General features: G+C 72.9%; 7 protein-coding genes and 2 pseudogenes. 2 read left to right on the top strand and 7 right to left on the bottom strand.

The window, feature by feature from the left end; all coding sequences use genetic code 11:
- The 6 genes and pseudogenes from I53_RS15945 to chpT form a co-directional block, all read right to left on the bottom strand.
- Positions 1–196 (bottom strand): annotated as a pseudogene (locus I53_RS15945) (chemotaxis protein CheR); the annotation flags it as partial.
- Positions 193–1,413: a chemotaxis-specific protein-glutamate methyltransferase CheB gene (gene cheB / locus I53_RS15940; protein WP_043352409.1), complete on the bottom strand. Its 1,221-nt coding sequence runs from the start codon at positions 1,411–1,413 to the stop codon at positions 193–195. The gene cheB and the pseudogene I53_RS15945, both read right to left, overlap by 4 nt.
- A 57-nt stretch (positions 1,414–1,470) precedes the next feature.
- Positions 1,471–1,863 carry a response regulator gene (locus I53_RS15935; protein ID WP_043352407.1) on the bottom strand — a complete coding sequence of 131 codons (393 nt, stop codon included), beginning with the start codon at positions 1,861–1,863 and terminating at the stop codon, positions 1,471–1,473.
- Between the two features lie 11 nt (positions 1,864–1,874).
- Positions 1,875–2,394, bottom strand: a pseudogene (locus I53_RS15930) (chemotaxis protein CheW).
- A gap of 64 nt (positions 2,395–2,458) precedes the next feature.
- On the bottom strand, positions 2,459–5,188 hold the full coding sequence (locus tag I53_RS15925) for a chemotaxis protein CheW (protein ID WP_043352405.1): 2,730 nt from the start codon (positions 5,186–5,188) through the stop codon (positions 2,459–2,461).
- A gap of 103 nt (positions 5,189–5,291) precedes the next feature.
- Positions 5,292–6,014 carry a histidine phosphotransferase ChpT gene (gene chpT / locus I53_RS15920; protein ID WP_043352403.1) on the bottom strand — a complete coding sequence of 241 codons (723 nt, stop codon included), beginning with the start codon at positions 6,012–6,014 and terminating at the stop codon, positions 5,292–5,294.
- A 375-nt stretch (positions 6,015–6,389) separates the two neighbouring features.
- On the opposite strand from chpT, the gene I53_RS15915 reads away from it, so the two are divergent.
- Positions 6,390–9,371: a bifunctional [glutamine synthetase] adenylyltransferase/[glutamine synthetase]-adenylyl-L-tyrosine phosphorylase gene (locus I53_RS15915; protein ID WP_043352401.1), complete on the top strand. Its 2,982-nt coding sequence runs from the start codon at positions 6,390–6,392 to the stop codon at positions 9,369–9,371.
- Between the two features lie 97 nt (positions 9,372–9,468).
- Entirely contained in the window at positions 9,469–10,332 is an 864-nt protein-coding gene (locus I53_RS15910) for a 3'(2'),5'-bisphosphate nucleotidase CysQ (protein WP_043352400.1), read from the top strand.
- Here I53_RS15910 and I53_RS15905 read toward each other — a convergent pair.
- Positions 10,313–10,858, bottom strand: coding sequence for a YHS domain-containing (seleno)protein (locus I53_RS15905; protein WP_043352398.1), 546 nt, complete (start codon positions 10,856–10,858; stop codon positions 10,313–10,315). The two genes, I53_RS15910 and I53_RS15905, sit on opposite strands and share 20 nt — an antisense overlap.
- Positions 10,859–11,140: the final 282 nt, after the last annotated feature.

The raw sequence follows: 11,140 nt of genomic DNA, 5'->3' as shown, positions 1-11,140 counted from the left end.
CGACCACGGCCCGCTCGATCGTTCCGTTCTGGGCGAGCTTGAGGGCGCCGATCAGGTCGCCCAGGCTCGCGAGCCCGAAGCGGCGGCAGACCGGGGTCAGCCGGCTCTCCACGAGGTAACGCTTCTCCGGCGTCAGCGCGAGGCCGGAGCGCTGCTTCAGGAAGCTGCGCAGGAATTCGAACTCGAGTTCGGTCATGCCGGCTGCCCCGTGATCATGGCGCGGAGCGCCGTCGCGAGTTCGGGCAAGGGCAGCACGGCCTCGGCGAGCCCGGCCCGCGCGACGCTGCCCGGCATGCCCCAGACCGTGCTGGTGGCCTCGTCCTGGGCCAGAACCGGGCCGCCGGCCTCGGTGAGGGCCCGGGCGCCGTTGGTGCCGTCCGAGCCCATGCCGGTGAGGATCACGGTCGCGGTGGCGGCGCCGAACACGACCGCCGCGTCCTTGAACAGGACGTCGACCGCGGGGCGGCAGAAGTTCACCGGCGGGCCGTCGGTGAGCTTGATGATCGGGCCGCCGGCGGCCGCGGCCAGTCCCATGTGGCGGCCGCCCGGGGCCACGTAGATGCGGCCCGGTTCGACCCGCTCGTCGGCCTTGCCCTCGGCTGCGGGGAGCCCGGTACGGGTGGCGAGGTGTTCGGCGAAGACCGCGGTGAAGATCGGCGGCATGTGCTGGACGATCAGGACCGGCAGACGGCGCAGGGCGGCCGAGCCGATTCCCTCCAGCATCTCGCCCACCGCCCGCGGGCCGCCCGTGGAGGAGCCGATCAGCAGGGCCCGGGGCTGGGTCCGGTTGCGGACCTTAGGCCGAAGCGTGAAGGGGGTCGCGGGGCGCGCGGCGGCCGGCGCCGGATGCGCCACGACCGCGGGTGCGTGGTGCCCGACCGCAGGCCCGGCGGGGGCGTGCGGGGTGGCCCGCACATGGCCGAAGCGGGGGCGCCGGCTCCGCGCGCGGGCGGAGCCGAACACGCGGACGCGCTCGATCAGCTCGACCCGGAACGTGTCCGAGGTGGTGACGCCACGGCTGCTCTCGGGCTTGGCGATATAGTCCACCGCCCGGAGGGCGAGGCATTTTAACGAGATGTCGGCGTTGCGCGTGGTCAGCGTCGACATCATCACGACCTGCACGCTCGGGCTCATGGCCAGCATGCGCGGCAGCGCGGTCGTGCCGTCGAGTTCCGGCATCTCGATGTCGAGCAGGACCACGTCCGGGTCGTGCTTGGCCATCAGCTCGAGGGCGATCCGGCCGTTCGAGGCCGTGCCGACGAGCTCGAATCCGGCCTCGCCGATCCAGCGGGCCACGAGGCCGCGCACCACGGCGGAATCATCGGCCACCAGAACCCGGATCGTGGTGGCGGATGCGGTCGTGCTCGGGGTGGTGGGTGTACGGAGCGGAGCAACCGCGGGACTCAGGGCCATGATGCTTGCCTCGGGTACAGGTCGCGGGTGCAGGGGCGTCGGAGCCGAATCGTGCGGTCAGGCCGCGTCGGCGACGAGACCGACCTGTTCGAGCTTGGCCGTCAGGATGTCGCGGTCGAAGGGCTTCATGATGTATTCGTCGGCCCCCGCCCGGAGGGCGCGGGCGATCGCCCCGACATCGTTCTCGGTGGTGCAGAACAGGACCTTCGGCACGCCCCCGCCCTCGCTCTGGCGCAGGGCCTGGAGGAAGGCGTAGCCGTCCATGTTCGGCATGTTCCAGTCGAGCAGGATCGCGTCCGGCATGCTGGCGGCACAGGCTTCGAGGGCGGCGCTGCCATCCTCGGCCTCGCTGACGTTCATGCCGAGATCCTCGATGATCCGCCGGGCGACCTTCCGGATCACCGCGGAATCGTCCACCACCAGGCAGGTGGTCTCGTGGGGCGCCTTCATCGACCTCTCCCTCAAGCCGCCTTGGCGCCGGCGGGCGTGAAGCCTAGGAGCGCATCCACGTCGAGGATCACCAGGAGCCGCCCGTCGAGGCGATGGACTCAGGTGGCGAGATCGCCGAAGCGCGGATCCAGGTTGATCGGCACCGCCTCGCGGCTGTCGGCCCCGAGCTTCAGCACCTCGCCGACGCCGTCTACCACCAGCGCGAAGTGTCTCGCCGGCCTGCTCCAGGCCGATCGCCATCTTCGGGCTGGCCTTGGTGCCGTCCGCCTGGGCCTCCGCGTCGGGCAGGCCCAGCCGCCAGCGCAGGCTCATGGCCTTCACCACGCGGCCGCGCAGGTTCGGGAGGCCGACGATCTCGGCCGGCGCCAGGGGAACCGGCGTCACGCCCGAGGGGACGAAGACGTCGTGCACCCGCTCGATCGCCAGGCCGAACAGCGTCTCGCCGACATAGACCGTGACGAAGTCGTCGGTGGCGCCGGTCTCGACGCCGTTGGTGGTGGCGCTGCTGGTGTTGGCGTTGGCAGCCTGCATCGGAACTCTCCGGATTCGATCGTCTCGATCGTCTCGATCGTTTTGGGGCGGGCGGCGTGCAGGCTCAGGCGGCTTTCGACACCGTGGCGGCGCCGATCTCGGCCAGCGCCGAGATCAGGCCGCTGCGGTCGAACTTCGCCACGAGGTCGCTGATCGCCAGGGCCCTGGCGCGCTCAACCGCATCGGCGCCGATCGCGCCGCTGAGGCCGATCACCGGGAGCCCGGCGAGGCGCGGCTCGGCCCGGCGCATGGCGGCGACGAGGTCGAAGCCGCTGCGGCCCGGCATCTCCAGATCGGTGACCACGACCTCGATCTGCGGATCGGCCTGGAGGGCCGCCAGCGCCGCGTCCGCGCTCGCCGCGGTGACCACCTGGTAGCCCGCCGCCTTCAGCACCGGGCTCAGCATGTCGCGGAAGAAGGCCGAGTCGTCGACCAGCAGGATCGTGGAGATCTGCTCGGGCCGCTTCAGGCCGCGCGCCCAGTCGTCGTAGGCCAGCGGCAGGAAGTGGGCGATGTTGATGATGTCGGTCGCCCGGCCCCGCAGCACCGCCGAGCCGATCAGGTCCGACCGGTCGGCCGCTATCTCGATGTCGAGGCGCTCCTCGACGATGTCGACGATCTCGTCGACCACGAGGCCCATGGCGCGCTCGCCGTCGGAGAACACCACCAGGGCCTGCGTCCCCTCCGACTTGATGGTGATCGCCGCGTCGGCCGGGACCAGGGGCATCAGGCGCCCGCGATACTGGATCAGCGCGCGGCCGCCGAGCCACTCGACCTTGGCGCACTCGATCTCCTCGAGGCGGGTGACCAGCGACAGCGGCACCGCCTTGAAGCTGCCCTGGCCGCCCTTGAACACCAGGAGCGTGGTCTTGGTGTCGGCCATCTCCACCGCCTCGTCGGCGTCGGCGTCGATGTGGCCGCCGCTGCCCTGGACGCCCTGCGCCACCTGGCGGGCCACGCCGTTGGGATCGACGATCAGCACCACGGCGCCGTCGCCGAGGATCGTGTTGCCGGCAAACATCGGGATGTGCCGCAGCTTCACCGACATCGGCTTCACGACGATCTCCTCCGTGTGGAAGACCTCGTCGACGAGGATGCCGAAGCGCTCGCGCCCGACCTGGGCGACCACCACGAAGCCGGCCTGCTCCGCCTCCCCGCCCGGGCTCGACTGGCCGAGCAGGCCGGTGAGCGAGACGATCGGCAGGAGCCGCTCGCGCAGGCGCAGCACCGGCGCGCCGTTGATGTGCTCGACCCGCTGCGCCCCGGCATCGACCCGCACCAGCTCCAGCACCGCCACCTGCGGCAGGGCGAAGCGGTGCTCGCCGGCCCGCACGATCAGCGCGGCGACGATGGCCAGCGTCAGCGGGATCTTGATGGTGAAGGTCGTGCCGCGCCCCGCCGTCGTGGCGATGTCGATCAGGCCGCCGATGGTCTCGATGTTGGTCTTGACCACGTCCATGCCGACGCCGCGGCCCGAGACCGAGGTCACCGCCGCCGCCGTCGAGAAGCCGGCGTGGAAGATGAACTTGGCGACCTGGGCGTCGGTCATCCGCTCGACATCGGCCTGGGAGGCGAGGCCGCGCTGCACCGCCTTCTGCCGGATCGCCGCGAGGTTCAGGCCCTTGCCGTCGTCGGCGATCTCGATCGTGATCGTGCCGCCCTCGTGGTAGGCGGCGAGCCGGATCGTGCCGCGGGCGGGCTTGCCCGCCGCCACGCGCTCGGCGGTCGATTCGAGGCCGTGATCGGCCGAGTTGCGGACCATGTGGGTCAGCGGGTCCTTGATGACCTCAAGGACCTGCCGGTCGAGCTCGGTCTCGTTACCGACCATCACGAGGTCGATCTGCTTGCCGAGTTCCGCCGAGAGGTCGCGCACCACGCGCGGCAGCTTCTGCCACGCGTTGCCGATCGGCTGCATGCGCGTCTTCATGACGCCTTCCTGCAGCTCGGCGGTGACGTGCGACAGGCGCTGCAGCGGGACCTTGTAGCTCGAATCCTCGTGGCGGCGGGCGATCTCCAGGAGCTGGTTGCGGGTCAGCACCAGCTCCGAGACCATGGTCATCAGGTGCTCGAGCGTGTCGACGTTCACCCGGATCGTCTGATTCTTGGCGGCGGCGGTCGTCTCACCCTCGGCGCCCTCGGCCTTCTCGGCGCGGGCCGGCTCGGGCTTCTCGGCCTCGACCGGCTCGACCCTGGCCTCGGCCTTCGGCGGCGCGCTCGCCGCGGGGGCCGCGGGCGTCGGGGCCGGCGCGGCGGCAAGGGGGGCCGGCGGCGGGAGGAAATCCGATTCGTCGGGACCCGGGGCCGACAGGAAGGCGGCTTCCAGCTCGTCCAGGGTGACCTCGCCGGGCTTCAGCTCGCGGACCACCGGATCGGGCAGCACCGGCTCGGGCGGCGGCGGAGCGACGGCCTGCGGCTCGGGCGCGCCCTCGGCCATGCGCTCCAGGGCGGAGATGAGGTCGTCATCCGAGCCTGAGGGCTCGGTGCCGGTGGCTTCCAGATCGGCCAGGATCGCCTTGAGCCGGTCCAGCGTCAGCAGGATCAGGGTGACGGAATCCGACGTGGCGGGCAGCCCGTCGCGGAAGCGGCCCATCAGGGTTTCCGCAGCATGCGCCAGGGCTTCGAGCCGCGGAAGGCCGAGGAATCCGCAGGTTCCCTTAATCGTGTGCACGAGACGGAAGATGTTTCGCAGAATAGTCTCGTTGTTCGGATCCTGCTCGAATCGAACAAGTTCTGCATCAACCGTGTCGAGATGCTCCCCGCTCTCGGTCAAAAACTCGCGAAGCAGGTCGTCCATAGGCGCTACTCGTTACGCGGAGAAGGTCTCGCGCAACCTACTTACTCGCGCGGGGTTAGGGAAGCGTTTCCATCCCGGCCCCGCGTCTCGGTTTTTCAGAATTTCACGCCAGGGCCGTGTCCGAAGCCTCGCCGTCGGGGTCTTCGGGCGCTCCGATCACTGCGGGGCTCGCGGCGGGCGTGGCGGTGATAGTCACTTCATCACCCTCGATGGCGAATCGCACATCCATGGCGGCGGCCCGCGCCACGAGGCCCGCGTAGAACGGCAGGATGCCGTGCGCGTCGACGGTGCCGCTCTCGGGGCGGCCGGCCATCAGCTCCTCCACGTGGGGCGGGATGCGGGCATGCGAGCCCTTGGCCTTGAGCACCAGCGTGGGCGCCTCGGCATCGCCGGAGACGACGACGTCGATCACGCCGCCCCGGGGAATCGCCGAGGTGGCGACCATCACGAGATTGAGGAGGAGCTTGACCTTGTTCTTCGGGAAGAGGGCCTGGGGGGCGCTCCAGGTCAGCTTGGTCTTCTCGTCGGAGAACATGCCCTTGGCCACGCCCTCGGCGTCGGCGAGGTCGATCGAGGCGCCGGCCGAGCCCGCGGCCCCGAAGGCGATGCGGGCGAATTTCAGCCGCGCCGAGGCCTGCCGGGCGCTCTTGCCGATCAGCTCCAGGGCGAAGGTCCGCATCGATTCGTCCTGGTCGTCCTCCAGGACCTCGAGCCCGTTCACGATCGCGCCGACGGGGCTGATCACGTCGTGGCAGACGCGGGAGCAGAGCAGGGCGGCGAGGTCGAGGCCGTCGAGGTGCAGGGTGGGCGAGGTCGGGGAGGACATGGTGCGCTCCGGGCGGGCGGATCTGAGGTGCGGACGTCTGCGGGTCGGGGCCCCGATCGAGGCTGCCGGGTTCCGGCCGCCCGGCTCCCGGGCGCCCAGTCCTCGGCCGCCCCCGTGGCGATCGAGTCGCCCGAGGGGGTCCCGCACGGCCTGCAGGTCGGACCGGGGGCGACGACCGGTCCGCACGGATAGACGCCACGGTCAGCTTTGAAAAGCGTTACCGGATCGGACGGAGGGCGGGGCGGCCCCCGATTCCGGATCCGCATAGCCCAGGATCCGCCCAGCCCTGGATCCGCGCGTCCCTGCGCGCGGGGCCGGACACGGGCGGCCCGGTCGGTTACGATGCCGGCCCCGTCGCGCCAGGGAGGATGCGGCATGAGAGACGAGACCGGTCTCCGGAACGGATCGGCCACGACGCTGCGCGCGAGCCTGAGCCCCCGGCTCGGCCTCGCCGATCCGGACGCCGCGCAGGCCCGGCTCGCCGAGATCGCGCCGGCCCTTCCGGCCGGTTTCCTGACGCCGCCGTGCCGGGACCTGCTCCTCGGCCTCGCGGACCATTCGCCCTTCCTCTGGCGGGCGGCCACCCGGTCGCCGGACCGGCTCGTCGCCCTGCTGGAACAGGCGCCGGACGCGGCCAGCCGGGACATCATCGCCCGGCAGCGCGCGGTCGGCGCGTCCTGCGGGGCGAACCCCGACCTCGGCGAGGTCGGCCGGCGGCTGCGCGCCAACCGGGAGGAACATGCCCTCCTGGTCGCGCTGGCCGATCTCGGCGGCTGCTGGGATCTCGACGCGGTGACCCAGGCCCTGTCGGCCTTCGCGGACGCCTCGGTGAGCGGGGCGGTCGAGGCGCTGCTCCGGCAGGGGATGGCGGCCGGGCGGTTCCGGCCCGCGGATCCGGAGGCGCCGCAGGACGGGTCCGGCCTGATCGTCCTCGGCCTGGGCAAGCTCGGCGGCTGCGAGCTGAACTATTCGAGCGACATCGACCTCGTCGTCTTCTACGAGGCCGGCTCCGCCGCCGCGGCCACCGGCGGCGATCCGAAGCCCTTCTTCGTCAAGCTGGCGCAGGGGCTGGTGAAGCTCCTGGCCGACCGGACCGCGGACGGCTACGTCCACCGCATCGACTACCGGCTGCGGCCGGACCCGGGCTCCACCGCGGTGGCGCTCTCCACCGGCTTCGCCTTCGACTACTACCAGACGCTCGGCCAGAACTGGGAGCGCGCGGCCTTCATCAAGGCCCGACCGATCGCCGGCGACATCCCGGCCGGCGAAGCGTTCCTCGCGGAACTGGCGCCGTTCATCTGGCGCCGGCACTTCGACTTCCCGGCCATCGCCGAGATCCACGCTCTAAAGCGGCAGATCCACATGGTCCGCGGACACGAGACCATCGCGGTCGGCGGCCACGACATCAAGATCGGCCGCGGCGGCATCCGGGAGATCGAGTTCTTCGTTCAGACCCAGCAGCTCGTCTTCGGCGGCCGCAAGCCCGCCCTGCGGGGGCGGCGTACGGTCGCGATGCTGGCCGAACTCGTCGCGCAGGGCTGGATCGACGGGCAGGCCCGGGACGAGCTGCGTGCGGCCTACACGTTCCTGCGCACCCTGGAGCACCGGATCCAGATGATCCGGGACGAGCAGACCCAGCGCCTGCCCACCGGGACCGAGGCGCTGACCGCGCTGGCGCTGTTCGCGGGCTTTTCCGACCTGGCGGCCTTCGAGGCGGCGCTGCTCCACCACGCCGGCCGGGTCCAGGCGCATTACGCCCTGCTGTTCGAGGCGGGGCCGGAGGCGGGCGGGGACGGGGCCCCCCTGGTCTTCGGCGCGAGCGAGCCGGAGCCCGCGACCCTGGCGCGGCTCGGCGCCTTCGGGTTCCGGGATCCGCCCCTGGCCTGGGAGACCGTGCAGGGCTGGCATCTCGGGCGCCGCCCGGCCCTGCGGACCGGCCGGGCCCGGGAGATCCTCGCCGAGGTGCTCCCGGCGCTGCTGCGGGCGCTCGGCGGAACCGCCGATCCGGACGCGGCGCTCCTCGCCCTCGACCGGGCCTTCGCGCGGATGCCCGCGGTGGCGGAACTCCTCGCCATCCTGCGCTCGCACGAGCGCCTGCGCCTCCTGTTCGCCGACATCCTGGGGACGGCACCGCGCCTCGCCGACACGGTGGGCCTGAGCCCGCACGTCCTCGACACCGTGCTCGACGCGGATTTCGTGACGCCGACCACCGATCCCGATCAGGTCCGCGCGCAGTACCGGGCGCTCCTGGGACAGCCGGCGAGCCACGAGGAGAGCCTCGACCGCTGCCGGGACGCCACGCGGCAGATGACCTTCGTCACCGGCGCCCGCCTCCTGTCGGGCATCCTCACGCCGCGCCAGGCCGGGGAGGCCTACGCGGCGATCGCCGACGCGACGGTGGCGCTGAGCCTGGAGGCGGAGGAGCGCCGGTTCGCCCTGGACCACGGCACGCTGCCCAAGGGACGCTGCTGCATCCTGGCGCTGGGCCGCCTCGGATCCCGGCAGCTCAGCGCGGAATCCGACCTCGACCTCGTCTTCCTCTACGATTTCGACCCGGAGAATCGCACCAGCGACGGCCGGCGCCCCCTCGACGCCGTGGTGGCCTACAACCGGCTGGCGCAACGCGTGTTCGCGGCGCTCACCACGGCCACGCGGCGGGGGCGGCTCTACGCGGTCGACCTGCGGCTGCGGCCCTACGGCAGCCACAGCCCGCCCGCCGTGCAGCTCAGCGGCTTCGCGGCCTATCACGGCGGCGAGGCGGAACTCTGGGAGCACATGGCGCTCGCCCGCGCCCGGGTCGTGGCCGGCGACGCCACCCTGGCGGCCGACGTCACGGCCGCGATCGCCCGGGTGCTCCGGCAACCGCGCGAAACCGCCGCCGTCTGCGCCGAGGCGGGCGCGATGCGGGCCCTGGTCGCCCGGGAGCGGGGCCATGCCGGCCCCTTCGACCTGAAGCTCGCACCGGGCGCGCTGTTCGACCTCGACTTCCTGGCCCAGGCCCTCGTGCTGAGCCGGGCCCGCGACTGGCCCGGCTGCATCGGCCTCGGCGCGGAGGCGCTGTTCCGGGAGGCGGCGGCGCGCGGCCTCCTGCCCGCGGCAACGGGCGAGGCCCTCGCCGAGACCTACGGGTTCCTCGACGCCGTCTATCAGTGGCAGCGACTCGTGATGACCGATCCCGCCGCGGAGCCCTCCGAGACCGCGGCCCGGCAGATCGCCAAGGCCGTGGGCCTTCCGGACGCCCGCAGCCTCGCGGCGGAGCTGCGCCGCCACCGGCGCCGGAGTCAGGCCCTGCTGGCGCGGATCCGGCGGACTTTGCGGATGCCGGGCGCCGCGGATGTCCCGCCGGAGCACGCCTGACGGGGCCGTCCCGGCCCGACAGGCCGGCCGCACACCCGGGAGACACGGTCGACATTGCCGGCGGGCTCGGGCATTCAGGGTCGCCTCCGGAGGGACCATGACGAGCGCGACGACGATCTCGGAACCGGAGCGTGAGCGGATCGCCGCGGCGCTCGCCGAGATCGCCTGCGCGGCGGGCGAGATCCTGCGCCGCTACCATCGGGCCCCCTGCCCCCACGCCCTGAAGCCGGACGGCTCACCGTCGAGCGCCGCCGACACCGAGGCCGAGGACCTGATCGTCGAGGCCCTCGCCGGACGCTTCCCGGGGATCGCGGTCGTGGCCGAGGAGCGTGCCCAGACCGACGCGACGCGGCCGGCCGACCTCTTCTTCCTCGTCGATCCCCTGGACGGCACCCGCGACTTCCTCGCCGGGACGCCGGACTACTCGGTCAACATCGCGCTGGTGTCCGGCGCCCGCCCGGTGGCCGCCGCCCTGGCGGCCCCGGGGCTCGGCCGGGTCTGGTGGGCGGGCGCAGCGACCGTCGAGGGCGCGGTGGTCGCCGGCCGGCCGGGGGCCGGGCGGCCGGTCCACACGCGACCGGCGCCGGAGGCCGGCCTCGTCGCCCTGGGCAGCCGGCGGCACGGCGATCCCGAAACCGCCGCCTGCCTCGCGGCGCTGCCCGTCCTGGAGACGCGCCAGGTCGGATCCGCCCTCAAGTTCGGGCTGATCGCCGCCGGCGAGGCGGACATCTACGTGCGCTGCGGCCCGACCATGGAATGGGATACGGCCGCGGGCGATCACATCGTCGCGGCGGCGGGGGGCTGCGTGGTGGTGCCCGGCGGTGGCCCGATCCGCTACGGGCAGCACGGGCCCGATCATCGCAACGGGCCCTTCGCGGCCCTGGGCGATCCCGCCCTGGCCCCGCGCCTCGCCCTGCCGACCAGTAGGCCGACGGTGCCGCTCAGCGCGGCGCATCCATAGGCGGGACGTCCTGCAGGGCACGCAGGGCCGGCCACGCCGCCTCCGCCTGCCGGACCAGGTCGGGCTCGGCCAGGAACCGGGCGCGGCGCTCGGCATTCCGGAACAGGTAGAGGCGCTCGCCGATCACCGCGAAGACCAGGGGATCGGCATCCACCAGCCGGCCCTCGAGGATTCCGGCAGCGTCGTAGCCCCCGAGGCGCGGGGCGTAGACCGGCGGATCGTCCCGGAAGGCCTCGCGGTTGGCGCCGCTGGCGAAGCGCCAGACCCGGCCGTCCCAGGACAGTTCGAACCGGGCCGCCCCGGCCTGCGGCCCGCCCTTTAGGAAGTAGCTGACGGGGTCGAAGCCGTTGAGCGTCAGCAGCGCGATCCGCGTCTGGGACGGCAGGCCCTCTTCGGCCGCGGCGCGGCGGGGGCCGACCCCCGGCAGAGGGGCCAGCGTGGCCGTCAGCGCGAGGGCCAGCGTGATCGTCAGCGCCGCCCCCGGGATGATCGCCGCGGCCGCGGGGTCAGGACGCGTTAACCACATCTTGCGAATTCCCTCAGAAGCTGGTCCGACTCATCCGCCCGGGTTCGCGGGACGCACGGCCCGGATGGATGGCGGCGCCCCGGCCGATCCGGGGCGCAGGCGCGGCCGCTGCCGGCCCGGCGGGACGAGAGCGGCCCAGGTCCATCGCACGAACCGTTAATCGAACCGGGCGAGGAGACACGATGATGGCACGAGACGATCGCGGCACCGACCGCCGCACCCTGCTGCGGGCGGGCCTCGGCCTGGCTCTCGGCGCGCCCTTCGGCGCCTCTCTCGCCGGCC

The sequence above is a fragment of the Methylobacterium sp. B1 genome, assembly GCF_000333255.1.
Lineage (GTDB): Bacteria > Pseudomonadota > Alphaproteobacteria > Rhizobiales > Beijerinckiaceae > Methylobacterium > Methylobacterium fujisawaense.
This window is presented reverse-complemented; position numbering and strand designations above follow the sequence as displayed.

Excerpts from the sequence above, each read along its gene's own strand:
- cheB (WP_043352409.1), bottom strand. The coding sequence starts at position 1,413 with ATGGCCCTGAGTCCCGCGGTTGCTCCGCTCCGTACACCCACCACCCCG.
- I53_RS15935 (WP_043352407.1), bottom strand. The coding sequence starts at position 1,863 with ATGAAGGCGCCCCACGAGACCACCTGCCTGGTGGTGGACGATTCCGCG.
- I53_RS15925 (WP_043352405.1), bottom strand. The coding sequence starts at position 5,188 with ATGGACGACCTGCTTCGCGAGTTTTTGACCGAGAGCGGGGAGCATCTC.
- chpT (WP_043352403.1), bottom strand. The coding sequence starts at position 6,014 with ATGTCCTCCCCGACCTCGCCCACCCTGCACCTCGACGGCCTCGACCTC.
- I53_RS15915 (WP_043352401.1), top strand. The coding sequence starts at position 6,390 with ATGAGAGACGAGACCGGTCTCCGGAACGGATCGGCCACGACGCTGCGC.
- I53_RS15910 (WP_043352400.1), top strand. The coding sequence starts at position 9,469 with ATGACGAGCGCGACGACGATCTCGGAACCGGAGCGTGAGCGGATCGCC.
- I53_RS15905 (WP_043352398.1), bottom strand. The coding sequence starts at position 10,858 with ATGTGGTTAACGCGTCCTGACCCCGCGGCCGCGGCGATCATCCCGGGG.